The organism is Streptomyces sp. NBC_00637 (genome assembly GCF_045161545.1).
Classification (GTDB): domain Bacteria; phylum Actinomycetota; class Actinomycetes; order Streptomycetales; family Streptomycetaceae; genus Streptomyces.
This window is the reverse complement of sequence record NZ_CP109046.1, coordinates 5060411-5085933: the sequence shown is the minus strand read 5'-3', so window position 1 is coordinate 5085933 and position 25523 is coordinate 5060411. Positions and strand designations below refer to the sequence as shown.

Sequence of the window (25523 nt, the reverse complement as noted above, 5' to 3'; positions counted from 1 at the left end):
TCGTCGCTCGACGCCGAACCGGGCGGATAGTGTGAGCGATCCGGTGCACCCGGCCGCGAGGTCCTTCCTGGGGTCGCGCACCGAGTGACCGAGACCCGAGCGCCTTTGAGGGGGGAAAGGCGCCGCGTGGCCCCGACGGAGGATTCGGACAACCGTGGACGCGCAAGGCCGTGGGCGGGCGGACAACATCGATCCCGCAGACCAGTGGGTGCTCAATCCGAACACCGGCGAATACGAACTGCGACTGACTCCTTCCGCACCGCAATCAGCGGTGCCTGGGCCTCGCAGATCCGACTCCCGTCGGAGCGGCGCGGACGGAGGAGATCCGGCGCGCGGCCGTAAGGCCGCGCCGGGCCGGGGGTCGCCGTCGTCGTCGGCCGGGGAGACGCCGGACCCGGAGGTGCCTTCGCCGCGCCGTCGCCGGGGCACACCGCCGGAGGAACCGGCGGCGAACCGGCGTGGCCGCCGGCCGGTGAAGAAGAAGTCGAAGGCGAAGAAGATCCTGCTGTGGACCGGCGGGATCATGGCCTTCGTCCTGGTGGGTACGGCCGGTGCGGCGTACCTCTATCTCGAGCACCTCAACGACAACATCACGTCGGTCTCCGACGACGGCGCGAGCACCGGTGGCTTCAGCAAGGACAAGGCGATCAACCTGCTGGTGATCGGCACCGACAAGCGCACCGGTTCGGGCAACGAGGGCTACGGCGACTCCGGCAGCGTGGGCCACGCGGACACCACGATCCTGCTGCACGTCTCCAAGGACCGGACGAACGCGACCGCGCTCAGCATCCCGCGCGACCTGATCGTGGACGTCCCGGACTGCCAGACCGAGCAGGAGGACGGCTCCACCAAGGTCATCAAGGGCACGGACGGCGTCCGCTTCAACACCAGCCTCGGGCAGGACGGCCGGACGCCGAGCTGCACCGTGCGCACGGTCACCGAGCTGACGGGCATCCAGGCGGACAACTTCATGGTGGCCGACTTCAACGCGGTCAAGACGCTGACCACGGCGGTCGGCGGCGTCGAGGTGTGCCTGGCGAAGGACATCGACGACGAGGACTCGCATCTGAAGCTGTCGAAGGGCACGCACACCATCGAGGGCGAGCAGGCGCTGGCCTTCGTGCGTACCCGGCACTCCGTCGGCTTCGGCGGCGACCTGAGCCGGATCGAGCTCCAGCAGCAGTTCCTCAGCGCGCTGATGCGCAAGCTGAAGTCGAACGACACGCTCACCAGCCCCACCAAGATGATCAAGCTGGCGGAGGCGGGCACGAAGGCACTGACCGTCGACTCGCAGCTGGACACCATCGACAAGCTGAAGGACCTGGGTCTGGAGCTGGGCAAGCTCAACGTGAAGAACCTGACCTTCACCACCGTGCCGGTGGTCGACAACCCGGCCGAGAAGGTCGCGGCGACGGTCGTCGTGAACGCCTCGACGGCGCCCACCGTCTTTCAGATGATCAAGGACGACGTCTCCTTCACCGAGGTGAAGGAGCAGGCGGCGGCGTCGAAGAACGCGGCGTCCGCGGCCGCCGCGGCCCGCCTCAAGGGCACCAAGTCCGCCGCCTCCGCGGTGCGGGTACAGGTCATGAACGGCGGCGCCCCGGCCGGCAGCGCACAGGAAACTCTTAACTGGCTGCAGAATGATGAGGGCGTGACGAAGTCCGAGAACGCGGGCAACGCGCCCGCGGCACTGAGCAAGACGACGCTCGAGTACGCGCCCGACCAGGCAGACCAGGCACGCAGGCTCGCCGCCATCATGGGGCTGCCCGGTACCGCTCTGAAGCCGGGCAAGAGCGTCGAGAACTCCCAGGGTCTGCCGACGATGACGCTGACGCTGGGCAAGGACTTCAAGGGCGCGGGCGTTTCGCTCACCGCTCCGACCACGGTGCCGGACACGGTCCAGAAGTCCACGGCGGACAAGGTCGAGTGCGCCAAGTAGGTAACCCTTCGGGCCCGTCATGCGTCTGACTTGACGCGGGACGGGCCCGTGTCAGGCGCACGGCGGGGAGGGGCAGGGGAAGTGGCGGGGAGCAGTGGGGTGCGGAGGAACGTTCCGGCGGTCGAGGAAGCGGTGTCTCCGGAGCGGGAACAGCAGGACGAGACCGCGGCCGAGGGGGACGGCGGAGCCGGCGGGGGGCGCGGCGCGGGCCGCACCGCGGATCGCAGACGTCGACGTCGACGCGCGTTGCGCTGGTCGGCGACGGTACTGGCGGTCGTCATACTCGGCGGCGCGGGGGCCGGATACCTCTACTACGAACACCTCAACGCGAACATCAAGAGCGACGACCTGAACCTCGGCGACGCGAAGGACCGGGCGGCCGACACGGAGGCCAACTCGGCCGGGCAGACGGCGCTGAACATTCTGCTGATCGGTTCGGACGCCCGTGACACCGCGGAGAACCAGAAGCTCGGCGGCGCCAAGGACACCTTCGACGGGCCACCGCTCGCGGACGTCCAGATGCTGCTGCACATATCGGCGGACCGCAGCAACATGTCGGTGGTGAGCATGCCGCGCGACACCCTGCTCGACATCCCCAAGTGCACGGACCCCGACGACGGGACCACCTACGGGGCGCTGTCCGACGAGATGACGAACGTGTCGCTCGGTCGCGGTGGCCCGGGCTGCACCGTGGCCACCTGGGAGAAGCTCACCGACATCCACATCGACCACTTCATGATGATCGACTTCTCCGGTGTGGTGTCGATGGCGGACGCGATCGGCGGCGTCCCGGTCTGTGTGGACGCCAACGTCTACTCGCACACCAGCACCGGCAAGGGCTCCGGCCTGAAGCTGGAGGAGGGCACGCACGCCGTCAAGGGCAAGCAGGCCCTCCAGTGGCTGCGCACCCGCTACGGCTTCGAGGACGACACCGACCTGGCCCGCGCCAAGGCCCAGCACATGTACATGAACTCGATGGTCCGCGAGCTGCGCGCCAACGCCAAGCTGACCAACCCCAACAAGCTGCGCAAGCTCGCCGAGGCGGCCACGAAGGCGATCACCGTCGACGACGGCCTCGGCACCATCACGAAGATGTACGACCTGGCGGGCGAGCTCAAGAAGGTGCCCACCGAGCGCATCACGATGACGACCATGCCGAACCGCTACCAGGGCAGCCGGGTGGTCCCCACGGACGACGCCAAGCAGCTGTTCCGTCTGGTGCGCGAGGACATCGCCCTGGACGGCAAGGACGCCAAGAAGGTCACCGCGAGCCCGACGCCGACGGTCACGGACGCGGCCGCCGCGGCCGGCGAGATCGCGGTGCAGGTGCACAACGGGACGTCCACGAGCACCCTGGCGGCGGTCGGCGGGCGCGCGAAGGCGGTGACGCAGGTGCTGACGGGCAAGGGCTTCACCGAGGCCGTCGCGGACACCTCGGGGGCCACGGCCGTGGCGACCACGGTGGTCCGCTACCCGAGCGCCGACCTGGAGGGCGACGCCCAGGCCGTCGCCAAGGCCCTCGGCATCCCGACGAGCCAGGTGAAGAAGTCCACCGCGGTCTCCGGGGTCACCCTGGTCGTGGGCGCGGACTGGCGGTCGGGGACGGCGTACAAGGCGCCGGTGAAGGACGACACGACGCCCGACACGGCCGGGGCGATCAACGCGTCCGACACCAGCCAGTGCATGCACGTGGACCCGAACTACACCTGGTAGTCCGGGTCTTCGGCGCCCTGCGGGCGCGCTCCCGAAGTGCTTCGTGAGCGCGTCCCTCCGCCACCGGGGCCGAGCGGGCGGTGCTCAGTGCGCGTCGGTGAGGACCGCGGGGCGGCGCGAGGCGATGACCTTGCGGGCCAGCGCCTTCGGGCTGGTGAGGAAACCGAAGCCCCACGACATGTGCATCGTGGCGAGGGCCACGGGGATCTGGAGCCGTGCCTTCAGCGGCAGCCCCTTGCCGGCCGGCAGCGACCCGGCGACGATCGCCGCGAGGTAGCCGCCCGGGATCACGAAGCCCAGCGGGGTGAGCGCGGCGCCCACGACGATCCCGGCGGCTATCGCGCACACCGCGGTGGGCGGGGCGAGGTAGCGCAGGTTGATGGAACCCTCGTGGTAGCGGGCGACGACGTGCCGCCAACGGCCGTAGTCCTTGTACTGCTTGGCGAGCGCCTTGACGCTGGGCCGCGGCCGGTACGAGACCTTGAGCTCGGGCGAGAACCAGATGAGGCCGCCGGCCTCCCTGATCCGGAAGTTCAGCTCCCAGTCCTGGGCGCGGATGAACTCCTCGTTGTAGCCACCCTGTTGCTCCAGCGCCGCCCGCCGGAAGACGCCGAGATACACGGTCTCCGCCGGGCCGGCCTGCCCTCCGGTGTGGAAGGCGGCGTTGCCGACCCCGATCTTCGAGGTCATGGCCGCGGCCACCGCGTGCTCCCAGTCGTTCTCGCCCTCGGCGTACATGAGACCGCCGACGTTCTGCGCGCCGGTCTCCTCCAGGAGCCGTACGGCGGTGGCGATGTAGTTCGGGGAGAGCATGCCGTGCCCGTCGACGCGGACGACGATCGGATGGCGGGAGGCCTTGATCGCGGCGTTGAGCGCGGCGGGCGTACGCCCTGAGGGATTGGGGACCGTGCGCACGCGCTTGGTGCCGGAGGCCGTCTCGGCGACGAGCTGGGCCGCGATCTCTTCCGTACGGTCCGCGGAAGGACCGATGGCGATCACGACCTCCATCTCGCCGGCGTACTCCTGGGCGAGGATCGCTTGGACGGCTCCGCGCAGATGCCGCTCCTCGTTCAGGACGGGCATGATGACGGACACGGCGGGGAGCTGCACGTCGGGCTTGGCGTTCATAGGGGGCTCACGTTACCGCGAACGGGGGACACGGCCCGCCCCGCCGGGTGCGCTGCACCGGTCGGCAGATCGTATGGGCCTACCGTTCCAACGGCCACCACCGCCCACGGCCGCCGCCCGGAGGTGCCCGTATGCCCCCCACACCGTCCCGGTCCCCGCGTCGCCCCTATCCGTCACGCCGTCTGTCCCGCCGTCCCGGCCGACGCGGGCGCCCCCGCTGGGCCATGCGGGCGACGACCACGCTCTCGGTGGTGCTGCTCGCCGCCGCCGGGATCGGTCACTCGGTGGTCGCCGGCCTCGACGCGGACATCGCCCGGGTCGACCCCTTCAAGGACATGAAGAACCGTCCGCGGGCCGGCCACGGGATGAACGTCCTGCTGGTCGGCACCGACGGCCGCGACCACATCACGGAGACGGAGCGCCGCCGCTACCGCCTGGGCGGGGCCCCCTGCCACTGCACCGACACGATCATGATCGTGCACATCTCGGAGGACCGTGAGCGGGCCAGCGTCGTCAGTCTCCCGCGCGACTCCTACGCCTTGACGCCGCCGCACACCGACCAGGTCACGGGCAAGGAGCACGGCGGCCACCCGATCAGGATCAACTCGGCCTACGCCGAGGGCGGGCCGCAGCTCACCGTCCGCACGGTCGAGAACATGACCCACGTGAAGATCGACCACTACCTGGAGGTCGACTTCACCAGCTTCATGAAGACGGTGGACGTGCTGGGCGGCGTGCGGATCTGCACGGCGGAGCCCCTCAAGGACACGTACACGGGCCTGGACCTGGCCCCGGGCACGCACACGCTCAAGGGCGGCCAGGCCCTCCAGTACGTCCGTTCCCGGCACACGGACGCCTCCTCCGACCTCGGCAGGATGAAGCGCCAGCAGCGCTTCCTGGCGGCCCTGGTGGACCGGGCCACCTCCTCCGGGGTGCTGCTGAACCCGCTGAGGTTCCGGGACGTGACGCGGGCGGTGCTCGGCTCGGTACGGGCCGACCGGGGCTTCGGCACGGACGAGCTCCTCGACCTCGGCCGGGCGATGCGCACCTTCTCGCCCTCCTCCTCCGAGTTCACGACCGTCCCCATCGGCCGGATGGACTACGTCGTGAAGGGCGTCGGCTCGACGCTGAAGTGGGATCCGGTGAAGGCGCAGCGCCTCTTCCGGGCCCTGCGCGACGACGAGTCGCTCGCCGACGCGGGAGCCCGGCCGCGCGACAGCGACGCGACGCGGGTCGAAGTGGCCCCGCAGCAGATCCGCGTGCAGGTCGAGAACGGCACCCGCACGGCGGGGCTCGGCAAGCGGGTGGACGCGGCGCTGGCGGCGACGGGCTTCCGTACGACCCGGCAGCCGGTCAGCGCGGCCACCCCCTCCACCCGGCGCACGGTCGTCGCCTACGACCCCCGCTGGGACCGTTCCGCGAAGTCTCTCGCGACGGCCCTGCCGGGCAGTGAACTACGGGCCGTGAAGGGCCTCGGGGCCACGCTGAAGGTCATCGCGGGGACGGACTTCCACCAGGTCCGCAAGGTGCGGGCGGACCAGGTGGAGCAGGGCGAGTCGGGAGTGGTGCGGGGCGACGAAGTGGGCTGTTCCTAGGCGGATGTGCGTTTCTGGTGCGAAACGTACGGAACGGAGCCGTCCGTCCGATGGCGCGGGGCACGTGGGAGGCGTACGACGGAAGGGCGCCCACGGGGCCCGCCCGGGCCCCCGCACCCCAGGAGGAGCCATGACCCAGCCCGGAACCATGACCACCATGAGCAAGGAGATGCAGGACTGCGTCGAGGCGTGCATGGCCTGCCACAGCATGTGCGAGGAGACCATGAGCTCCTGCATGCAGATGGGCGGCCAGGCCCAGATGCAGATCATGCGCGCGCTCATGGACTGCTCCGAGACGACCCGCATGTGCGCCGACATGATGATGCGGCGCTCGCCCATGTCGGCCGAGATGTGCGCCATGTGCGCCAAGGCCTGCGACATGTGCGCCGAGGCGTGTATGTCCATGCCGGACGATCCGCAGATGATGCGCTGCGCGGAGTCCTGTCGACGCTGCGCCGAGATGTGCCGCACGATGGCGGGCGCCACCATGTGACCGCCGCCCGGACGAGAGCAGGGGCACCCTGTGCGGGTGCCCCTGCTCGTTCGTGATCGGGTCGGGTCGGCTCAGTTGCCGGTGACCGTGACCTTCTCGTCGTTGTTCAACTCGTTCACCAGCTGCTTCACCTTCGTCTTGTCCCAGACGAGGTTGCCGCCGGAGGAGCCGGAGATGGGCATGTTCAGCGAGGTGCCGTCGCCGCCGTTGACGCCCTTCATCGCGAAGAACATGGACCCCAGGTCGTACAGCCCCATGTCCTTGTCGACGATCAGCGAGTCCAGGCCCGCGCTCATCGTCGGGTAGAGCGCGAACGGGTTCAGGACCGTGCCGGGGGTCGCCACCTCGTGGGCGAGGGCCGCGAGGAACTTCTGCTGGTTCTTGGTGCGCTCCAGGTCGGACGCGGCGAAGGCGTGCCGGGTGCGGACGAAGGCCAGCGCCTCCTCGCCGTTCAGCGTCTGCTTGCCCGCCTGGAAGTCGGCGCCCGAGTACTTGTCCTTGAAGGCCTTGTCGATGGTGATCTCGACACCGCCGACCGCGTCCACGATGTTCGCGAAACCGGCGAAGCCGATCTCCACGTAGTGGTCGATGCGCAGACCGGTGTTGAACTCGATCGTGCGCACCAGCAGCTCCGGGCCGTCCGTCGCGTACGCGGCGTTCAGCTTGGTGTGCCGGCCGGTGCCCTTGTACGTCTTGCCGGACTCGGAGCCGACGAACGTCGGGATCTCCACGTCCGAGTCGCGCGGCAGCGAGACCAGCGTGTCGCCGTTGGAGCCGACGTGCAGGATCATCATCGAGTCCGTGCGCTTGCCCTCGGCGGAACCGGTGTGCAGTTCCTTCTTCTCCTCGGCGGACAGGCCCTCACGGCTGTCGGAGCCGACGATCAGGTAGTTCGTGCCGTCGCCGCCCTCGGGCCGGTCGATGACCTTCGACAGGTCGACCTCGCGCTTCAGCTTGCCGTCGGCCCAGAAGTAGGTGCCCACCGACGTGACGACCAGCACGGTCAGGACGGTGATCGCCGTCCACTTGATACGGCGGCGCCAGTTCGGCGCGGGACGCGGGGCACGGGTGTCGTAGCCACCCGGCCCGCCGGAGTCGCCGCCACCACCGTAGACCTCACCCGAGCTGTAGCCGCTGTCGTATCCGGTGTTCTGGGCGTTCGTGTAGTCGCCGTATCCCTGGCCGTTGACGTACGACGGCTGCGGCGGGACACCGGCGCTCTGCGGCGGCGCGGCCGGGCCGCGGCGGACCTGCCGCATGACACGCGGGCTCTCGGGCTGCGCGTTGGCGCTGCCGCCGCCGTACCGGTTGCCGCGGTCACTGTCGGACCACCCCTCGGGCCAATCGTTCATGCGGACCAGTGTGCAGGGCAGTGCTGTGTGCCTTACAAGGGCCGTCGGAGAATCAGGGCCCCGCTGTTGCCAAGCTGACACAAAGTCCCGGCTTGTCCCCGTCGGCATAAGGTGGAGGACATGACAGACCAGGTCACCGCGGCGGACTCGGGCAGCACCCCGGACATCCCGGGCAAGCCCACGTCCGCGTCCCGCACCACCCTCAGCCACATCATGACCCACAACGACACCAACCTGCTGGGCACGGTGCACGGTGGCGTGATCATGAAACTGGTGGACGACGCGGCGGGCGCGGTGGCCGGACGGCACTCCGGCGGGCCCGCCGTCACCGCGTCCATGGACGAGATGGCGTTCCTGGAGCCGGTCCGCGTCGGCGACCTCGTCCATGTGAAGGCCCAGGTCAACTGGACCGGCCGGACGTCGATGGAGGTCGGGGTCCGGGTGCTGGCCGAGCGCTGGAACGAGTCCGCTCCGGCCACCCAGGTCGGCTCGGCCTATCTGGTCTTCGCCGCCGTCGACGCCGACGGCAAGCCGCGCGTGGTCCCCCCGGTGCTCCCGGAGACGGAACGCGACAAGCGGCGGTGCCAGGAGGCCCAGATCCGCCGCACCCACCGGCTGGCCCGGCGCCGGGCGATCAGGGAACTGCGCGAGCGCCGCGTCGCGGAGGGCCTCGACGACTGAGCGAGCCGGGAGCGGTGAAGGGTGCCCGTTCCCCCCGGGCACCCTTCGGCCTCGCGTCTTCGGCCTCGCGTCCTCGGCTCGACGACCGCTCGCGGCCTTCGGCTCATCGACCGCTTACGGCAGGTTCCTCGCCATGACGATGCGCTGGACCTGGTTGGTGCCCTCGTAGATCTGGGTGATCTTCGCGTCGCGCATCATCCGCTCCACCGGGTAGTCCCGGGTGTAGCCGTAACCGCCCAGGAGCTGGACCGCGTCCGTGGTGACCTCCATCGCCACGTCCGAGGCGAAGCACTTCGCCGCCGCGCCCTGGAAGGTGAGGTCGGCGTCCAGCCGCTCCGAGGCGGCGGCGGCCTGGTAGGTGAGGGCGCGGGCGGCCTCGATCTTCATCGCCATGTCGGCGAGCATGAACTGGATGCCCTGGAAGTCGGCGATCGCCTTGCCGAACTGCTTGCGCTCCTGGACATAGCCCTTGGCGTAGTCGAAGGCGCCCTGCGCCACGCCCAGCGCCTGCGCGGCGATCGTGATCCGGGTGTGGTCCAGCGTCTTCATCGCCGTCAGGAACCCCGTGCCCTCCTCGCCGATCATCCGGTCGGCCGGGATCCGCACGTTGTCGAAGTAGACCTCGCGGGTCGGGGAGCCCTTGATGCCCAGCTTCTTCTCCGGCGCGCCGAAGGAGACACCCGGGTCGGACTTCTCCACCACGAAGGCCGAGATGCCCTTCGAGCGCTTCGTCGGGTCCGTCACCGCCATCACCGTGTAGTACTCCGAGACGCCCGCGTTGGTGATCCAGCGCTTCACGCCGTTGAGGATCCAGTGATCGCCGTCGCGGACCGCCTTCGTCTTCATACCGGCCGCGTCCGAACCCGCGTCCGGCTCGGACAGCGCGTACGAGAACATCGCGTCGCCCTTGGCGAGCGGCGCCAGGTACTTCTTCTTCAGGTCCTCGGAACCCGACAGGATCACCGGCAGCGAACCCAGCTTGTTCACCGCCGGGATCAGCGAGGAGGACACACAGACCCGCGCGACCTCCTCGATCACGATCACCGTGGCCAGGGCGTCCGCACCCGCCCCGCCGTACGACTCGGGAACGTGCACCGCGTGCAGGTCGCTCGCCACCAGCGCGTCCAGCGCCTCCTGCGGGAAACGGGCCTCCTCGTCCACCGCGGCGGCGAACGGCGCGATCTTCGCCTCGGACAGCGCGCGGATGGCGTCGCGGAGCATGTCGTGCTCCTCGGACGGGCGGTACAGGTCGAAGTCAGCCGATCCGGCCAAGGTGTCTCACGCTCCAAAACGCTACGGTCACCGACGCTAATTACCGTTAAGTAACTCAAATTTTAGGGGTCTGCCCGACCGAGTGATACGTGAGCTTGGCGACAGGGCGCCTCTTTCTCACAACTGCCCGGTGAAGGGAGCCGACACGCCCCGACTATGCTCGGGCGCGCAGCGACGACACCCCCACCTGGAGCATCCATGGCCCTCAAGATCACCGTGATCGGCACCGGCTATCTCGGCGCCACGCACGCCGCGGCCATGGCCGAGCTGGGCTTCGAGGTGCTCGCTCTCGATGTCGTGCGCGAAAAGATCGAGATGCTGGAGCGCGGCGAGACCCCCATGTACGAGCCGGGGCTCGAAGAACTGCTGCGCAGCCACGTTCCCGGCTTCGAGGGGTCCAGCGGGCGACTGCGCTTCACCCAGGACTGGGCCGAGGTGGGGGCCTTCGGCGACGTCCACTTCGTGTGCGTCAACACCCCGCAGAAGCACGGCGAGTACGCGTGCGACATGTCGTACGTCGAGTCCGCCATCGGTTCTCTCGCGCCGCATCTGGCGCGGCCCGCGCTCGTCGTCGGCAAGTCCACCGTGCCGGTGGGCTCCGCCGACCGGCTGGCCCGGACGATCGCCGAGCTCGCGCCCGCCGGCGCGGACGCCGAGCTGGCCTGGAACCCGGAGTTCCTGCGCGAGGGGCTGGCGGTCCAGGACACCCTGCACCCGGACCGCATCGTCGTCGGCGTGCGCAGCGAGCGGGCCGAGGCGCTGCTGCGGCAGGTGTACGAGACGCCGATCCGCGAGGGGTCGCCGTTCGTCGTCACCGACTTCCCCACGGCGGAGCTGGTGAAGACCTCCGCGAACTCCTTCCTCGCCACCAAGATCTCCTTCATCAACGCGATGGCGGAGGTGTGCGAGGCCGCCGACGGCGACGTCGCCAAGCTGGCCGAGGCCATCGGGTACGACGACCGGATCGGGAAGAAGTTCCTGCGGGCGGGGATCGGCTTCGGCGGCGGCTGCCTGCCCAAGGACATCCGGGCCTTCATGGCCCGTGCCGGTGAGCTCGGGGCCGACCAGGCGCTGACCTTCCTGCGCGAGATCGACTCCATCAACATGCGCCAGCGCGGGCAGATGGTCGAGCTGGCCCGGCAGGCGCTGGGCGGCGGGTCCTTCCTGGGCAAGCGGATCGCCGTGCTCGGCGCCACCTTCAAGCCCGACTCCGACGACGTGCGGGACTCCCCCGCGCTCAACGTCGCCGGTCAGATCCATCTCCAGGGCGGGCAGGTCACGGTGTACGACCCGAAGGGGATGGCCAACGCCCGCCGGGTCTTCCCGACGCTCGGGTACGCGGACTCGGCCCTGGAGGCCGTCCGGGGTGCCGACGCCGTACTGCACCTCACCGAGTGGCGCGAGTTCCGCGACCTCGACCCGGCGCAGCTCGGGGAGGTCGCGACGACCCGGCTGATCCTCGACGGGCGCAACGCGCTCGACCCCGTCCTGTGGCGCAAGGCCGGCTGGACCTACCGGGCGATGGGCCGCCCGACCGCGTAGGCGCCGGCGGAACGGGCTCCGCCCCACGCGGGGCACGGGGCACACGAGGCAGGGCGCGGTACAGGTCCGGGAGCGACGCCGGTTCGGCCGAGGCTCAGTCGGCCGAACCGGCGTCTTGCTGCATTCTGCACCACCGGCCTGTGCCTCGGCCGGTGAACTACTTCGCCCGGTACCGCCGCATCTTCGCGCGCGCCCCGCACACCTGCATCGAGCACCAGCGGCCGCGGCCCGCCGGGCTGCGGTCGTAGTACGCCCAGTGGCAGGTGGCGGACTCGCAGGCCTTCAGCCGGCTCCAGGTGCCGGCGATCAGCGCGTCCGCGACCGCGGCGGCCGTACGGGAGAGCAGCGAGGCCCCGTCGGCGGGAGTGAGGCGGGCGGAGCCGTCGTGTTCGTCGACCGTCACCAGCAGGGGCGCCGACGCCAGCAGCCCGTCCAGCGGGGTCACCTCGCGGTGCGGCGGATGGCCCGCGTGCGCCAGCAGCGCCGCGCGCAGGGACTCGCGCAGCTCACGGGCGCGCGCCAGCTCGTCCGCGACCTCGTCGCCGGTGGTCTCCGGCAGCCCGAGACGCGCCCGGCCCTCCGCCGTGTCCAGCGCGTCCGCGCCCGACTCGAGGTCCAGCGTGTTCACCAGGGCCTCGACCAGGGCCAGGCCCCCGGGTGCGGCCGATCGGTCGTTCATGCTTGCGACGTTACCGCCAACGCGGGAGTATGCAGTAACCGTTACCGGTTACCCGGCTTTATGGGTAACCACCCCGACCGCAGGAGGAAGTCATGGCTCTCGCCGAGCTGGGTGTCGTCGTTCTGGACTGTCCCGATCCGGCCGCGCTGGCCGCCTTCTACGCCGAGGTGCTGGGCGGCAGCGTCGAGGGCGAGGGGGACTGGGTCGACGTGAAGGTGCCCGGGGGCCAGTCGCTGGCGTTCCAGGCGGCCCCCGGGTTCGTACCGCCCGCGTGGCCCGCGCCCGAGCACTCGCAGCAGTTCCATCTGGACCTCACCGTCGACGACCTCGACGCGGCCGAGCGCGGCGTGCTGGCGCTCGGCGCGAAGCCGCTGGACGCGAAGGACCGCTCGCGCGGCTGGCGTGTGTACGCGGATCCGGCTGGGCACCCGTTCTGCCTGTGCGCCTGCTGAGGCCACACCACCGCCGAAGCCCGCACGACTGCCGAAGGCCGCACGACGGCCGAAGCACGCACGACGGCCGGGGCCCGCACCATCGTCCCAGCCCGCACGACCGCCGACGTCCCGAACCGCGCTCGATCCAGGAGGATTCCATGCCGCCCGTCGCCCGCTTCCGTTCCGTCGTCCTCGACTGTCCCGACCCGCGCGCGCTCGCCGAGTTCTACGCGGCGGTCCTGGGCGGAACGCCCGAGGCCGAGGACGGCGGGGAGGACTGGTTCGTCCTGCGCGTCCCCGGTGGCCCCCGGATCGCCTTCCAGCAGGTGGACGGGTACACCCCGCCGGAGTGGCCGCGCGCCGACCGTAATCCGCAGCAGTTCCACCTCGATCTCGACGGGGGCGCCACCTGGGAGGAGATCGACGCGGCCCACGAGCGGGTGCTGGCGCTGGGCGCGCGGCCGCTGGACCTGGAGGACCGGGAGAAGAAGGACTTCCAGGTGTACGCCGATCCGGCGGGACATCCGTTCTGCCTGTGCCGGATCGATCAGCCGTAGCGGCTCCGCCCCTGCCCGGCGCTAGCCGTCCAGCTCCGCGATCCGCGCCGTCGACGGCTCCCTGCGTTCCTGGGCCGCTCGGGCCGTGAAGTCGGCGGTGCGCAGGACGCGCTGTACGTTGCCCCAGGTCAGCAGGGTGATGTCGGTCTCCGGCCAGCCCCGGCGGAGCAGCTCGGCGATCAGGTGCGGGTAGCCGGAGGTGTCGGTGAGGCCCTGCGGGTGGGCGGCACCGGAGTCGTAGGTGCCGGACAGTCCGACGCAGGCCGGGCCGGCGATCGCGCGGACGTGGTCGAGGTGGTCGGCGACGTCCCGGAGGCCGGGGCCGGTCTGCTCGGCGGTCAGCGGCACCAGGCAGAGTCCCTTGGCCGCGCCCAGCCCGGCGAGCAGTTCGTCGGACAGGTTGGCGGGGTGGGGGTGCAGCGCGCGGGCGGCGGAGCGGGTGCACAGGACGGGGGTCTTGGAGAGGGTGAGGACCCGGCCGATGGTGGGGTCGGAGGCGCCGGAGAGGTCGGCGAGCACGCCGAGCCGGTTCATCTCGCGCACGACCTCCTCGCCGAACCGGGTCAGCCCCGCCTCGCCGGCCCAGGTGGTGCCGGCGAGGGTGAGGACGCGCAGCCCGAGGGAGTGCAGCACGCGCAGGACGCCCAGGGAGTCGTCGAGCGCGGCGGCCGTGGCCGGGCCGAGGACCACGGCGACGCGGCCGCAGTTGCGGGCGTCGATGATCTGCCCGGCGCTGCGGGCGAGCCGCAGTCCCTCGGGGTGGGCGTCGATCACGGAGCGGACGAGGTCCAGCTGCTCCAGGGTGGCCCCGACGGCCCGGTCGGCGACGACCCCGTGGGGCAGGTGCAGCGACCACAGCAGCGCGCCGACGTTGCCCCGGCGCAGCCGGGGCACGTCCGTGTCGACGGCGCTCTCGCCGAGCTGGAGGTCGCACCAGGGCAGCTGGCGCAGGGCCGCGGGCAGCCCGCTGTAGCCGTCGGCGACGGGGTGTGCGGCGAGGAGGGCACGGGCCCGCTCCAGCGGGGTGTCCTCGGGCTCCTCGCCATCGGGGACGGCTCGGGCGGCCTCGGCGGCGGCCTGGGCGGCGGCCTCGGCGGCCTCGGCGGCCTCCTCGGCCGTGCGTGGCGTGTACGGGTTGAACGGATCCGCCTGCGCCTCGCCGTCGAGCTCACCGACCTCGGGGAGGGTGTGCGGCTCGTCATGGAGGTCGGCCATGGCGGTCTCCGTACGTCGATCGGCAGTACGCTCACCGTCGCACGGACGGCGGCCGGCTTCCTGGTGGACGCGGCGTTCGGGGGAACGGCCGCGCCGGTCAGGCGCCCTCCGCGGCCACCTGGATCACCTCGTCCAGGGTGTCCCGGGACCGGCGCAGGTCCGCGATCGTACGGTCGATCCGGTCGCGTTCGGCGGTGAGGTCGGCCACCAGCCGGGGGGTGGCGACGGCGGAGGGGCCCCCGTCGGAGTCCCGCATGCACGGCAGCAGCTGCGCGATCTTGCTGCTGTGCAGCCCGGCCGCGAACAGCTCCTGGATGAGCACGACCCGGTCGACGGCCCGCTCCGGGTAGTCCCGGTGCCCGCCGGGGGTGCGGTCGGCGGCCAGCAGCCCCTGGGCCTCGTAGTAGCGCAGGGAGCGCTCGCTGACGTTCGTGCGCCGCGCCAGTTCACCGATCCGCATGGCCACTCCCGGTCCCGTTCCTGGTCCCGTTCCTGGTGCCGGTCCCGGTGCCGGGAGCGGACGGGACTTGAACCTGACATCAGTGTCAACTTCTACGGTACCGCCATGACACCGACCAAGGACACCCCGTTCCGGCTGGGAGGGCTCACCCTCCCCCACCGTCTCGTCATGGCCCCCCTGACCCGGAACCGCGCCGCCGCCGACGGCACCCCGGGCGACCTCATGGTCGCGTACTACGCCCAGCGCGCCTCCGCCGGTCTGATCATCGCCGAGGCCGCGACCCCCAACGCGGTCGGGCAGACGTACCCGAACATCACCGCGATCCACCGGCCCGAGCACGTGGCCGGGTGGCGGCGGGTGACGGACGCCGTACGGGACGCGGGCGGGCGGATGTTCCTCCAGCTCCAGCACGGCGGGCGGGTGGGTCATCCGGCGACCAGCGGGCTCACCCCCGTCGCCCCCTCCCCCGTCCCGTTGCCGGAGACGATCTTCACGCCGGACGGCCACCGGCCCGCCGTCACGCCCCGGGAGATGGGCCCGGACGACATCGCCGCCACCGTGGCCGACTTCGCCGCGGCCGCCCGCAACGCGCTCGACGCCGGTTTCGAGGGCGTGGAGGTGCACGCCGCCAACGGCCACCTGCTGCACCAGTTCCTGGCCCGCAACACCAATCGCCGCACCGACGCCTACGGCGGCTCGGTCGCGGGGCGGATCCGGTTCGCGGCGGAGGTGGTGGAGGCGGTCGCCGCGGAGATCGGCCCGGAGCGAGTGGGTGTACGGATCTCGCCCGGCGTCACCTTCAACGGCATCGAGGAGGACGGCGACGACGCGACGGAGCTCTACCCGGCGCTCGTGGAACGGCTGAAGGGCCTCGAACTCGCGTATCTGCACGTGGTGTACGCCGACCCGGACTCGCCGCTGTTCCGCCGGATCCGGGCCGAGTGGCCGGGGACGCTCGTCGCCAATCCCGTGCTGACGCGGCTCACCACCGACGCCGTCTCCGGCGCGGTCGACCGGCTGCTCGCCGCCGGAGCCGAGCTGATCGCCCTGGGGAGGCCGTTCCTGGCCAACCCCGACCTGGTCGAACGGCTGCGCAGGGGGGCGCCGCTGAACCCGCTGCGGGACCGGTACCTGATGTACGTGGGCGGGGCGGTCGGCTACACCGACTACCCCGCCCTGTCCGACGGGCCCGCTCAGCCGTCCAGCGACTCGATCGTCGCGTGGGACGGCGACCGGGTCGTCTGAAGGTCGCGGGCCACGTCCTCGGCCGCGCCGAGGACGCGTACCGCGTTCTGCCAGGTCAGCTTGGCGAGGTCCGGCCGGGACCAGCCGCGGTCGAGGAGCTCCGCGATCAGGTTGGGGTAGCCGGAGACGTCGTCGAGGCCGTCGGGGGTGAAGGCGGTGCCGTCGTAGTCGCCGCCGATGCCGAGGTGGTCGATGCCGGCGACCTCACGCATGTGGTCGAGGTGGTCGGCGACCGTGGCGACGGTGGCGATCGGGCGGGGGGTCGTCTCCTCGAAGGCCCGGTGGACCTTCATCGCCTCCGCCGTGGTGGCGAGGTGGTGGAAGCCGTGCGCGCGCATGTTGTCGTCGGCGGCCGCGGTCCAGTCGACGGCGGCCTGGAGGACGAACTTCGGCACGAAGGTCACCATCGCCATGCCGCCGTTGGCGGGGAGGCGTTCGAGGACGTCGTCCGGGATGTTGCGGGGGTGGTCGCACACCGCTCGCGCGGAGGAGTGCGAGAAGATCACCGGCGCGCTCGTCGTGTCGAGAGCGTCCCGCATCGTCGTCGCCGCCACGTGCGAGAGGTCGACCAGCATGCCCTCGCGGTTCATCTCGCGCACGACCTCCCGGCCGAAGGCGGACAGCCCGCCGGCCTTGGGTTCGTCGGTCGCGGAGTCGGCCCAGTCCACGTTGTCGTTGTGGGTGAGGGTCATGTAGCGCACGCCGAGCGCGTACAGGCCGCGCAGGGTGCCGAGCGAGTTGGCGATGGAGTGACCGCCCTCGGCCCCCATGAGCGAGGCGATACGGCCCTGCGCGCGCGCCGACTCCATGTCCGCGGCCGTCAGCGCGGCGCGCAGGTCCTCCGGGTGGCGGGCGATGAGCCGCCGCACGCAGTCGATCTGCTCCAGCGTCGCCGGGACCGCGTCGGGCAGATCCGCGCGCACGTACACCGACCAGTACTGCGCGCCGACCCCGCCCGCGCGCAGCCGGGGGATGTCGGTGTGCAGGTGGGCGTGCTGGTGACCGGAGATGTCGCGGGCGTCGAGGTCGTAGCGGACCTGCTCGCGCAGCGCCCAGGGCAGGTCGTTGTGTCCGTCGACGACGGGGAACTCGCGCAGGAGCTCGCGGGCCGTGTCCAGTGAGGTCATCTGGGTCACTTTCCGAAACCGAAGCCGTTCGAACCCTCGACCTTGGCGCGCAGGCGCTTGCCCTTCTCGGTGGCCTGGTCGTTCAGCTCCTGCTGGAACTCCCGCATGCGGGTGAGCAGCTCCTCGTCCTGGGTGGCGAGGATGCGGGCGGCCAGCAGGCCGGCGTTGCGGGCGCCGCCCACCGAGACGGTGGCGACCGGGACGCCGGCCGGCATCTGCACGATCGACAGCAGGCTGTCCATGCCGTCCAGGTACTTCAGGGGCACGGGTACGCCGATCACCGGCAGCGGGGTCACGGAGGCGAGCATGCCGGGGAGGTGGGCGGCACCGCCGGCGCCCGCGATGATCACCTTGAGGCCGCGCCCGTCCGCCTGCTCGCCGTACGCGACCATCTCGCGCGGCATGCGGTGTGCGGAGACGACGTCGACCTCGTACGCGATCTCGAACTCGTCGAGGGCCTGGGCGGCGGCCTCCATGACCGGCCAGTCGCTGTCCGAACCCATGACGATGCCTACAACGGGGCTCATTCGGTGATCGTGCCTCTCAGGTAACCGGCTGCGTGACGTGCGCGTTCGAGGACGTCGTCCAGGTCGTCGCCGTAGGTGTTGACGTGGCCGACCTTGCGGCCGGGCTTCACGTCCTTGCCGTACATGTGGATCTTCAGCTGCGGGTCGCGGGCCATGCAGTGCAGGTACGCGGAGTACATGTCCGGGTAGTCGCCGCCGAGGACGTTGACCATGACGGTCCACGGGGCGCGGGGGCGCGGGTCGCCGAGCGGGAGGTCGAGGACCGCACGGACGTGGTTGGCGAACTGCGAGGTGATCGCGCCGTCCATGGACCAGTGGCCCGAGTTGTGGGGGCGCATCGCCAGTTCGTTGACCAGGACGGCGGGCGCCCCGTCGGCGTCGCGGATCTCGAAGAGCTCGACCGCGAGGTGGCCGACCACGTCCAGTTCCTTGGCGATCCGCAGGGCCATCTCCTCGGCGCGCAGCGCGAGGGCCCCGTCCAGGCCGGGCGCGGGGGCGATCACCGTGTCGCAGACGCCGTCCACCTGGCGCGACTCGACCACCGGGTAGGCGACCGCCTGCCCGTGCGGCGACCGCACGACGTTCGCCGCGAGCTCGCGGACGTAGTCGACCTTCTCCTCCGCCAGGACGGGGACGCCGGCCCGGAAGGGGTCCGCCGCCTCCTCGACGGAGTCGACGACCCACACGCCCTTGCCGTCGTAGCCGCCGCGGACGGTCTTGAGGACCACCGGGAACCCGTCGCCCGCGGCGCCTTCGGCCAGGCCTTCGGCGGCGAACGCGGCGACGTCGGCCGGGTCGGTCACGATCCGGTGCCGGGGGCACGGAACGCCGATCGCGTCGAGTCGCGCGCGCATCACCCCCTTGTCCTGGGCGTGCACCAGCGCGTCGGGGCCCGGGCGGACGGGGATGCCGTCCGCCTCCAGCGCCCTGAGGTGCTCGGTGGGTACGTGTTCGTGATCGAAGGTGATCACATCGCACCCGCGCGCGAACTCACGGAGCGTGTCGAGATCGCGATAGTCGCCGATGACGACATCGCTCACGACCTGCGCCGCGGAATCCTGTGGGGTGTCACTGAGGAGCTTGAATCTGATGCCGAGCGGGATGCCCGCCTCGTGTGTCATACGAGCGAGCTGGCCCCCGCCGACCATGCCGACTACCGGGAACGTCACGCCCCCAGGGTATCGGGCACGCCACCGCGGCCGAATTCCGTGCCTCTTACCGGCACCTTTCCCGTCTCATACCGACCGTTTCCCCGCTTCTTCCCCGCTGGTCACCGGCCCGTGAGCCGGACCACAGGAAACCGACAAGAGTGGTGGTTAGCATGGCTGGGTTGACGAAACCGATCCCGGACGGGGGCCTGTACGACCATGGCGCATGGTTCCTCGGGGCTGAGGAGGGTCGTCCGCGAGCTCGCGAAGTTCGGAGCCGTGGGCGGCGCGGGGCTGTTGGTCAACCTCGGAGTCTTCAACCTGGTCCGGCATCTCACCGACCTTCAGGTGGTGCGGGCCAGTGTCATAGCGACGGTCGTGTCGATCGTCTTCAACTACGTGGGGTTCCGCTACTTCACCTACCGTGACCGCGACAAGAGCGGACGGACGAAGGAACTGACGCTGTTCCTGCTGTTCAGCGCGGTGGGGCTGGTGATCGAGAACGGCCTGCTGTTCGCGGCGACCTACGGGTTCGGCTGGGACAGCCCGATCCAGAGCAACGTGTTCAAGTTCGTCGGCATCGGGATCGCGACCCTGTTCCGGTTCTGGTCGTACCGGACGTGGGTGTTCCGGGCGCTGCCCGTCAAAGAGGCCGTCGCCGGCGCCGAGTCGTTCCTGACGGTGACCGAGCAGTCCCGCAGGCCCGAGCCGAAGCCCGAGCCGAGGCCCGAGCCGAGGGCCGGTCAGCGGGTCGGCTGACCCGACGGGCGCCCGGCCGGCCGGAGGAAGCCGGGCCGGGAGGGGCTGAGGCCGCCGGAGGACCGGGACCGGCGCAGGACGGGACCGGCACAGGACGGGACCGGGCAGCGGTCGGCGTCGGGCGCTACCTCACCGTCGGCTCGCCGCCCTCCGCGGTCCGCTTCTGCGGGGCCGTGCGGGACAGGAACAGCCCGAAGACCGGGGGCTGGGCCTGGAGCATCTCCAGACGGCCGCCGTCGGCCTCCGCCAGGTCACGGGCCACCGCCAGGCCGATACCCGTGGAGTTGCGGCCGCTGATGGCCCGCTCGAAGATGCGGGCGCCCAGGTCGGCGGGGACGCCGGGACCCTCGTCGGTGACCTCGACCACGGACTGGTTGCCGGTGACCCGGGTGCGCAGCGCCACGGTGCCGCCGCCGTGCATGAGGGAGTTCTCGATCAGGGCGGCCAGCACCTGGGCGACCGCGCCGGGCGTGCCCACCGCCCGCAGATTGCGCTTGCCGGAGCTGACGATGGCCCGGCCCACGCCCCGGTAGGCGGGGCGCCACTCGGCGAGCTGCTGCTGGATGACCTCGTCGAGGTCGAAGGTGACCGCCGACCCGGTGCGCGGGTCCCGGGCGTTGGTCAGGAGGCGTTCGACGACGTCCGTCAGGCGCTCCACCTGGGTCAGGGCGATCGTCGCCTCCTCCTTCACGGTCTCCGGGTCGTCGGTGAGCGTGATCTCCTCCAGACGCATGGAGAGGGCCGTCAGCGGCGTGCGCAGCTGGTGGGACGCGTCCGCGGCGAGGCGGCGCTCGGCGGTCAGCATGCGGGCGATGCGCTCGGCGGAGGCGTCGAGGACGTCGGCGACCCGGTCGAGCTCGGGGACGGCGTACCGCTTGTGCCGGGGCCGCGGGTCGCCCGACCCCAGCCGCTCCGCCGTCTCGGCGAGGTCGGTCAGCGGGGAGGCGAGCCGGTTGGCCTGGCGGATGGCCAGCAGGACCGCCGCGATCACCGCGAGCAGCGCCACCAGGGCGATGATCAGCAGCGTACGGCCGACCTCCCGGGTGACCGTGGAGCGCGGCTCCTGGACCAGGACGGTCTCGCCCTCCTCGCCCCGGGCGGTGGCCCTGATCACATCGCCCTGGGGCTTGGTGCCGACCTGGATGGCCGGCCGGCCGGGGATCCGGATCTCGGCGTAACGGTCCTGGGTGACCTGGTCACGCAGTATCTCGGCGGTGACGTTCTCCGAGCCCACCAGCCGGCTGTCCACGATGCTGGCCAGCCGCAACGCCTCGGAGTCCACCCGTTCCTGGGCGCTGTTGCTGATCGTGCGGGTCTCGACGATGACGAGGGACACCCCGAAGACGGCGATGACCACGAGCACGACGGCGAGCGTGGACTGAATGAGACGGCGGCGCACGAGACCCTCCGGGGCGGTGACTGTGTGAGACCGGCGAGGGCAGCCGACCCGGGGGCGCGGGGAACCGCGCGACCAGCCCCCACGGCCCGTGGCCGACGACGCGACCGCGTCATCGGCCGAGCCTCAGCGGCGGGGAGTCCCCTTGGGGGAGCTCAGCTCTTCTCGAAGCGGAAACCGACGCCCCGCACCGTGGCGATGTACCGCGGATTCGCCGCGTCGTCGCCGAGCTTCTTGCGCAGCCAGGAGATGTGCATGTCGAGCGTCTTGGTCGAGGACCACCAGGTGGTGTCCCAGACCTCGCGCATCAGCTGGTCGCGGGTGACGACCCGGCCCGCGTCGCGGACGAGGACCCTCAGCAGGTCGAACTCCTTCGCCGTGAGCTGGAGTTCCTCCTCGCCCATCCAGGCGCGGTGCGACTCGACGTCGATGCGGACGCCGTGCGTGGCGGGCGGCTGCTGGGGCTCGGACGCGCCGCGCCGCAGCAGGGCCCGGACCCGGGCCAGCAGCTCGGCGAGCCGGAAGGGCTTGGTGACGTAGTCGTCGGCGCCCGCGTCCAGACCGACGACGGTGTCCACCTCGTCGGCGCGCGCGGTCAGGATGAGGATCGGGATGGCGTGCCCCTCCGAGCGCAGTCGGCGGGCCACCTCCAGACCGTCCATGCCGGGCAGCCCGAGGTCCAGCACGACCAGGTCGACGCCGCCCTGCATTCCGGCGTCGAGCGCGGTGGGGCCGTCCTCACGCACCTCGACCTCGTAACCTTCCCGGCGCAGGGCGCGGGCCAGCGGCTCCGAGATGGACGCGTCGTCCTCGGCGAGCAGTACACGGGTCATGGGCTGATGGTAGTCCGCGCCGGGCGACGGCCGAAGTGTGATCGCCCCGCTGTTTCTTACTCACGGACATGCCGGACAGCCGGAGTGCCTGGCGACCGCCCCTTCCCGCGTCGATCTTGGTACGGACCTGCGGTCGAGGGATGGCACCCTGGTGGAGACCTTCGAAACCTTGCCCACGGTTCCTTGATCACCTGTGATCCGCGTCTCAAGTCCTTCCATATCCGGCGTTGTGCTGTCGTATGGTGAAGTAACGCCTGTAGCACGCATGGACCTTCGGCGGTCGGATTGACGCTGAAGGTCTCCTTTGTGTGCGGGCCGGTCCCCGCCGGCCTCCAAAGGAATGACCTGTGGCCGGGCCCCCGACTCGAGGGGGCGTGGATCCCGGTGGTCGCCGTCCGCCGCTCCGAGACCCGGAGCGGACTCCCCCGGGGCGTGGGGGTGGACGACGCGGTCGCCGGTGCCGGCCGCCCCCCACCGGGCGCGCAACGCTCCACCGCGGCGCGCGTCCCGAGCAGCAAGGAACGACATGGCGTCCAGCCTGACGAAGGACTCGGTCCGCCCGGGCACACCCGGCTCCGGGAAGACCTTCTTCGGCCACCCCCGCGGACTGGCCACACTCTTCATGACCGAGATGTGGGAGCGGTTCTCCTACTACGGCATGAGGGCCCTGCTCCCGCTGTACCTGGTCGCTCCCGGCGGCCTGCACCTCAGCGCGGCGACCGCGACCGCGATCTACTCGGTCTATCTGTCGCTCGTGTACCTGCTCGCCCTGCCCGGCGGCTGGTTCGCGGACCGCGTGCTCGGCCCGCGCAAGACCGTCGCCGTCGCCGGCGCGGTCATCATGCTCGGCCATCTGACCCTCGCGCTGCCGAACGCCGGCACCTTCTACGGGGGCCTCGGCCTGGTCGCCATCGGCTCCGGTCTGCTCAAGGCCAACATCTCGACGATGGTCGGCCACCTCTACGACGGGCCCGACGACCCGCGCCGTGACGGTGGCTTCACGCTCTTCTACATCGGCATCAACGTGGGCGCGTTCGCCGCGCCGCTGATCATCGGCACCATCGGTGAGAACGTCAACTGGCACCTGGGCTTCGCGCTGGCCGCGCTCGGCATGGCTCTGGGCCTCGCCCAGTTCCTGCTCGGCAGCCGCCACCTGAGCTCCCGCTCGGACGTCGTCCCCACCCCGCTGTCCGCGCAGGAGAAGGCGGCCACCCTGCGAAAGGCCGCGTTCTGGGCGGCCGTCGCGATCGTCTTCTACGCCGTCGTCGGTGTGTCCGGCGTCTACACGCTGAACTGGCTGCTGGTCCCGATCACCGTCGCCGGTCTGGTCATCCCGGTCGTCGTCATCGCCCGGATGAAGCGCGACAAGGAGCTGGACCGCGCCGAGCAGTCCCAGCTGACCGCGTACGTCTGGTTCTTCGTGGCCGCGGCCGTGTTCTGGATGATCTACGACCAGGGCGGCTCGACGCTGTCCCTGTTCGCCGACTCCTCGGCGAAGAACAGCGTCTTCGGCTGGGACTTCCCGGTCTCCTGGTACCAGTCGGTCAACCCCGTCCTGATCATGGCGCTGGCCCCGCTCTTCGCCTGGGCCTGGCTGGCACTGGCCCGGCGCGGCAAGGAGCCGAGCACCGCGACGAAGTTCGCGATGGGCCTCGTCCTGGTCGGCGCGTCCTTCTTCCTGTTCCTGGCTCCGCTGTCGATCGCCGAGGGCGGTCACAAGGCGGCCGCGCTGTGGCTGGCGGCGGTCTACTTCGTGCAGACCGTCGGCGAGCTGACCCTCTCCCCGGTCGGCCTGTCGGTCACCACGAAGATGGCTCCCGCCAAGTACGCCTCACAGATGATGGGCGTCTGGTTCCTGGCCGTCACCGCAGGTGACGCCACGACCGGTCTGTTGTCCATCGCCGGCGTCGACCTCAACAAGACGGGCATAGTCGCCCTGGAGGCAGTGCTCGCCGTCGTCGCCGGTGTGGCCGTGTGGATGTACCGCAAGAAGGTCAAGGCGCTCATGGGCGACGTCCACTGACGTCCCCCGGCCTCGGCTGACCGTGCGTGCCGGAGGGCCGCCGTACCCCCGTGGGTACGGCGGCCCTCCGTCGTTCCGGGCCGCGCGGCTCAGTTCGCCCTTTTCCTGGGCATGAACGTGAACACCGCGCCGCCCAGCAGCACCGCCGTGCCCGCCACCAGGCCCAGGGCCTTCAGCGCGCCGTGGTCGCCGGAGCCCGTCTCCGCGAGGCCGCCACCGGTCGACGTGGACCCGCCCGAGGACGACGAGGAGCCGCTGCCGCCCGAGGCGCCGCTCGCCTGTTCCGCGGTGTCCAGGGTGAGGGAGACGGCCGTGCTGTCCGGCGTGCAGGTGGTGGTCGTGCCCATGGCCTCGATCGTGAGGACGCCCGGGGAGAGCGTGGACTCACCGGTCGCGCCGGGCTTGTAGACGCCCCTGAGGTCGGGGATCTCGATCGGGTCGTTCTGCGGGATGGGCGCGGAGTTCAGCGGGCCCTCCACCGTCACCGAGCCCTGGTCCGCACCGCCCAGCACGATCTGCATGGTCGGCTTCACCTTGCCGGCCGGGATGTCGATCGGACTGTCCATGACCGACTTCTTGAACTGCACGGTGAGGTCGTAACTCCCGCCGTTCTTCTTGGCGTTGATCTGGATCGGCGAGGTCGCCTTCTTCTCTCCGATCGGCGACTGGCAGGTGTAGGGGATGTCGACGACCTTGCCGGTGAAGTCCGTCCGGCCGCTGTCGCCGCCGGTCTCGGACGCCGACGGGGAGGTGCCGGGGGTGCCGGACGCGCTCGACGAGGGCGACGCGCTCTGGCTCTGCGAGGGGTCGGGGGACGTACTCGGCGAGGCCGAGCCCGAACTCCCCTCCCCCGCCGTCACGGTGATGGTCGCCGCCGGCTGGACGGCTTCCGTCGGCGCGCACTTGGTGTCCGTGGACAGCGCGTTGACGACGTACGCGTCGGGGGTCAGCGTCACCTGTCCGGCCGCCGTCAGCTTCAGCGTGCCCTTCATGTCGGACAGCGTCATCGCGCCGCCCTTGGGGATCGCCGGGTTCTCGCGCGGCCCCTGCATCGCGATGTCGGCGGTCTGGGCGCCGGCCGCCTTCAGGGTGCCGGACGGCTGGACCGAGTTCGCGGGCAGGTCGATGATGTCGGGGTTCTTCGACGCGGCCTGGGTGAACTTCCAGACGACGTCGACGGTGTCGCCGACCTTCGCCGTCGCCGGTACCGTGATCTCGACCTTGGTGGTGCCGTTGACGTCGGGCAGGCCGATGCCCGAGGGCGGAACGCACTTGGTGGCGTAGGCCACCTCGGCGGCCTGGGCCTGCCCGGCGCTCACGCCCAGCAGGACGGCCGCCCCGGTGAACAGGACGGCGGCGCCCGCCGCTGCCGCTCTCTTCCGCGCGGGCGCACGGTCAGGTGATA

23 protein-coding genes are annotated in these 25523 nt (G+C 71.1%); 11 read left to right on the top strand and 12 right to left on the bottom strand.

From position 1 onward, the window contains the following. Window positions 1-154: 154 nt before the first annotated feature. Complete coding sequence (locus OG440_RS22365) at window positions 155-1939, top strand: LCP family protein (protein WP_406008572.1); 1785 nt, start codon at window positions 155-157, stop codon at window positions 1937-1939. Window positions 1940-2038: 99 nt separating this feature from the next. Then, window positions 2039-3652, top strand: coding sequence for an LCP family protein (locus OG440_RS22360; RefSeq protein ID WP_406008571.1), 1614 nt, complete (start codon window positions 2039-2041; stop codon window positions 3650-3652). Between the two features lie 84 nt (window positions 3653-3736). On the opposite strand, the gene OG440_RS22355 is transcribed toward OG440_RS22360, so the two are convergent. Further along, the gene (locus tag OG440_RS22355) at window positions 3737-4780 is read right to left on the bottom strand and encodes a glycosyltransferase family 2 protein (protein ID WP_406008570.1); all 1044 of its coding nucleotides are present in this window, start codon (window positions 4778-4780) and stop codon (window positions 3737-3739) included. A 131-nt stretch (window positions 4781-4911) separates the two neighbouring features. Here OG440_RS22355 and OG440_RS22350 point away from each other — a divergent pair, with 131 nt between their 5' ends. Both OG440_RS22350 and OG440_RS22345 read left to right on the top strand, forming a co-directional pair. Further along, window positions 4912-6375, top strand: a complete 1464-nt coding sequence (locus OG440_RS22350; RefSeq protein ID WP_406008569.1) for an LCP family protein — start codon at window positions 4912-4914, stop codon at window positions 6373-6375. Window positions 6376-6505: 130 nt separating this feature from the next. After that, window positions 6506-6868 carry a four-helix bundle copper-binding protein gene (locus OG440_RS22345; RefSeq protein WP_406008568.1) on the top strand — a complete coding sequence of 121 codons (363 nt, stop codon included), beginning with the start codon at window positions 6506-6508 and terminating at the stop codon, window positions 6866-6868. A 71-nt stretch (window positions 6869-6939) separates the two neighbouring features. Here the strand turns inward: OG440_RS22345 and OG440_RS22340 are convergent, their stop codons facing one another. Continuing rightward, entirely contained in the window at window positions 6940-8220 is a 1281-nt protein-coding gene (locus OG440_RS22340; protein ID WP_406008567.1) for an LCP family protein, read from the bottom strand. Between the two features lie 120 nt (window positions 8221-8340). On the opposite strand from OG440_RS22340, the gene OG440_RS22335 reads away from it, so the two are divergent. Then, the gene (locus OG440_RS22335) at window positions 8341-8901 is read left to right on the top strand and encodes an acyl-CoA thioesterase (RefSeq protein WP_406008566.1); all 561 of its coding nucleotides are present in this window, start codon (window positions 8341-8343) and stop codon (window positions 8899-8901) included. A gap of 114 nt (window positions 8902-9015) precedes the next feature. Here OG440_RS22335 and OG440_RS22330 read toward each other — a convergent pair whose 3' ends face one another. Beyond that, window positions 9016-10173, bottom strand: coding sequence for an acyl-CoA dehydrogenase family protein (locus tag OG440_RS22330; RefSeq protein WP_406008565.1), 1158 nt, complete (start codon window positions 10171-10173; stop codon window positions 9016-9018). Window positions 10174-10371: 198 nt separating this feature from the next. Here OG440_RS22330 and OG440_RS22325 point away from each other — a divergent pair, with 198 nt between their 5' ends. After that, the gene (locus tag OG440_RS22325) at window positions 10372-11715 is read left to right on the top strand and encodes a UDP-glucose dehydrogenase family protein (RefSeq protein WP_406008564.1); all 1344 of its coding nucleotides are present in this window, start codon (window positions 10372-10374) and stop codon (window positions 11713-11715) included. A 157-nt stretch (window positions 11716-11872) separates the two neighbouring features. On the opposite strand, the gene OG440_RS22320 is transcribed toward OG440_RS22325, so the two are convergent. After that, window positions 11873-12394: a CGNR zinc finger domain-containing protein gene (locus tag OG440_RS22320; RefSeq protein ID WP_406008563.1), complete on the bottom strand. Its 522-nt coding sequence runs from the start codon at window positions 12392-12394 to the stop codon at window positions 11873-11875. A 92-nt stretch (window positions 12395-12486) separates the two neighbouring features. On the opposite strand from OG440_RS22320, the gene OG440_RS22315 reads away from it, so the two are divergent. Both OG440_RS22315 and OG440_RS22310 read left to right on the top strand, forming a co-directional pair. Next, entirely contained in the window at window positions 12487-12846 is a 360-nt protein-coding gene (locus OG440_RS22315; protein WP_406008562.1) for a VOC family protein, read from the top strand. A gap of 140 nt (window positions 12847-12986) precedes the next feature. Continuing rightward, window positions 12987-13385 carry a VOC family protein gene (locus OG440_RS22310; protein ID WP_406008561.1) on the top strand — a complete coding sequence of 133 codons (399 nt, stop codon included), beginning with the start codon at window positions 12987-12989 and terminating at the stop codon, window positions 13383-13385. A 21-nt stretch (window positions 13386-13406) separates the two neighbouring features. Here the strand turns inward: OG440_RS22310 and OG440_RS22305 are convergent, their stop codons facing one another. Further along, on the bottom strand, window positions 13407-14600 hold the full coding sequence (locus OG440_RS22305) for a dipeptidase (RefSeq protein ID WP_406008560.1): 1194 nt from the start codon (window positions 14598-14600) through the stop codon (window positions 13407-13409). 97 nt (window positions 14601-14697) lie between these two features. After that, a complete protein-coding gene (locus OG440_RS22300) occupies window positions 14698-15060 on the bottom strand; it encodes a MerR family transcriptional regulator (protein ID WP_406008559.1) in 363 nt (120 codons plus the stop codon). Between the two features lie 105 nt (window positions 15061-15165). Between OG440_RS22300 and OG440_RS22295 the strand changes: the two genes are divergently transcribed. Further along, the gene (locus OG440_RS22295) at window positions 15166-16305 is read left to right on the top strand and encodes an alkene reductase (protein WP_406008558.1); all 1140 of its coding nucleotides are present in this window, start codon (window positions 15166-15168) and stop codon (window positions 16303-16305) included. Here OG440_RS22295 and OG440_RS22290 read toward each other — a convergent pair. The 3 genes from OG440_RS22290 to OG440_RS22280 are packed head-to-tail and all read right to left on the bottom strand — an operon-like array spanning window position 16254 to window position 19128. After that, a complete protein-coding gene (locus OG440_RS22290) occupies window positions 16254-17432 on the bottom strand; it encodes a dipeptidase (RefSeq protein WP_406008557.1) in 1179 nt (392 codons plus the stop codon). The genes OG440_RS22295 and OG440_RS22290 overlap by 52 nt on opposite strands. A gap of 5 nt (window positions 17433-17437) precedes the next feature. Then, the gene (gene purE / locus OG440_RS22285) at window positions 17438-17959 is read right to left on the bottom strand and encodes a 5-(carboxyamino)imidazole ribonucleotide mutase (RefSeq protein WP_406008556.1); all 522 of its coding nucleotides are present in this window, start codon (window positions 17957-17959) and stop codon (window positions 17438-17440) included. Next, the gene (locus OG440_RS22280; protein WP_406008555.1) at window positions 17956-19128 is read right to left on the bottom strand and encodes a 5-(carboxyamino)imidazole ribonucleotide synthase; all 1173 of its coding nucleotides are present in this window, start codon (window positions 19126-19128) and stop codon (window positions 17956-17958) included. The genes purE and OG440_RS22280 overlap by 4 nt, the downstream gene beginning before the upstream one ends. A gap of 198 nt (window positions 19129-19326) precedes the next feature. On the opposite strand from OG440_RS22280, the gene OG440_RS22275 reads away from it, so the two are divergent. Then, window positions 19327-19866 carry a GtrA family protein gene (locus OG440_RS22275; protein ID WP_406008554.1) on the top strand — a complete coding sequence of 180 codons (540 nt, stop codon included), beginning with the start codon at window positions 19327-19329 and terminating at the stop codon, window positions 19864-19866. A 124-nt stretch (window positions 19867-19990) separates the two neighbouring features. Here the strand turns inward: OG440_RS22275 and OG440_RS22270 are convergent, their stop codons facing one another. Both OG440_RS22270 and OG440_RS22265 read right to left on the bottom strand, forming a co-directional pair. Continuing rightward, window positions 19991-21265: an ATP-binding protein gene (locus OG440_RS22270; RefSeq protein WP_406008553.1), complete on the bottom strand. Its 1275-nt coding sequence runs from the start codon at window positions 21263-21265 to the stop codon at window positions 19991-19993. 152 nt (window positions 21266-21417) lie between these two features. Continuing rightward, window positions 21418-22095 carry a response regulator transcription factor gene (locus OG440_RS22265; protein ID WP_020128522.1) on the bottom strand — a complete coding sequence of 226 codons (678 nt, stop codon included), beginning with the start codon at window positions 22093-22095 and terminating at the stop codon, window positions 21418-21420. Window positions 22096-22621: 526 nt separating this feature from the next. On the opposite strand from OG440_RS22265, the gene OG440_RS22260 reads away from it, so the two are divergent. Continuing rightward, the gene (locus OG440_RS22260; RefSeq protein WP_406008552.1) at window positions 22622-24118 is read left to right on the top strand and encodes an oligopeptide:H+ symporter; all 1497 of its coding nucleotides are present in this window, start codon (window positions 22622-22624) and stop codon (window positions 24116-24118) included. A gap of 89 nt (window positions 24119-24207) precedes the next feature. On the opposite strand, the gene OG440_RS22255 is transcribed toward OG440_RS22260, so the two are convergent. After that, the gene (locus OG440_RS22255) at window positions 24208-25467 is read right to left on the bottom strand and encodes a hypothetical protein (protein ID WP_406011423.1); all 1260 of its coding nucleotides are present in this window, start codon (window positions 25465-25467) and stop codon (window positions 24208-24210) included. Between the last annotated feature and the right edge of the window lie 56 nt (window positions 25468-25523).

What these genes read in the sequence shown, in the direction of transcription:
- OG440_RS22355 (WP_406008570.1), bottom strand. Translation starts at nt 4,780, where the DNA reads ATGAACGCCAAGCCCGACGTGCAGCTCCCCGCCGTGTCCGTCATCATG.
- OG440_RS22350 (WP_406008569.1), top strand. Translation starts at nt 4,912, where the DNA reads ATGCCCCCCACACCGTCCCGGTCCCCGCGTCGCCCCTATCCGTCACGC.
- OG440_RS22345 (WP_406008568.1), top strand. Translation starts at nt 6,506, where the DNA reads ATGACCCAGCCCGGAACCATGACCACCATGAGCAAGGAGATGCAGGAC.
- OG440_RS22340 (WP_406008567.1), bottom strand. Translation starts at nt 8,220, where the DNA reads ATGAACGATTGGCCCGAGGGGTGGTCCGACAGTGACCGCGGCAACCGG.
- OG440_RS22335 (WP_406008566.1), top strand. Translation starts at nt 8,341, where the DNA reads ATGACAGACCAGGTCACCGCGGCGGACTCGGGCAGCACCCCGGACATC.
- OG440_RS22325 (WP_406008564.1), top strand. Translation starts at nt 10,372, where the DNA reads ATGGCCCTCAAGATCACCGTGATCGGCACCGGCTATCTCGGCGCCACG.
- OG440_RS22320 (WP_406008563.1), bottom strand. Translation starts at nt 12,394, where the DNA reads ATGAACGACCGATCGGCCGCACCCGGGGGCCTGGCCCTGGTCGAGGCC.
- OG440_RS22315 (WP_406008562.1), top strand. Translation starts at nt 12,487, where the DNA reads ATGGCTCTCGCCGAGCTGGGTGTCGTCGTTCTGGACTGTCCCGATCCG.
- OG440_RS22310 (WP_406008561.1), top strand. Translation starts at nt 12,987, where the DNA reads ATGCCGCCCGTCGCCCGCTTCCGTTCCGTCGTCCTCGACTGTCCCGAC.
- OG440_RS22305 (WP_406008560.1), bottom strand. Translation starts at nt 14,600, where the DNA reads ATGGCCGACCTCCATGACGAGCCGCACACCCTCCCCGAGGTCGGTGAG.
- OG440_RS22300 (WP_406008559.1), bottom strand. Translation starts at nt 15,060, where the DNA reads ATGCGGATCGGTGAACTGGCGCGGCGCACGAACGTCAGCGAGCGCTCC.
- OG440_RS22295 (WP_406008558.1), top strand. Translation starts at nt 15,166, where the DNA reads ATGACACCGACCAAGGACACCCCGTTCCGGCTGGGAGGGCTCACCCTC.
- OG440_RS22290 (WP_406008557.1), bottom strand. Translation starts at nt 17,432, where the DNA reads ATGACCTCACTGGACACGGCCCGCGAGCTCCTGCGCGAGTTCCCCGTC.
- purE (WP_406008556.1), bottom strand. Translation starts at nt 17,959, where the DNA reads ATGAGCCCCGTTGTAGGCATCGTCATGGGTTCGGACAGCGACTGGCCG.
- OG440_RS22275 (WP_406008554.1), top strand. Translation starts at nt 19,327, where the DNA reads ATGGCGCATGGTTCCTCGGGGCTGAGGAGGGTCGTCCGCGAGCTCGCG.
- OG440_RS22265 (WP_020128522.1), bottom strand. Translation starts at nt 22,095, where the DNA reads ATGACCCGTGTACTGCTCGCCGAGGACGACGCGTCCATCTCGGAGCCG.
- OG440_RS22260 (WP_406008552.1), top strand. Translation starts at nt 22,622, where the DNA reads ATGGCGTCCAGCCTGACGAAGGACTCGGTCCGCCCGGGCACACCCGGC.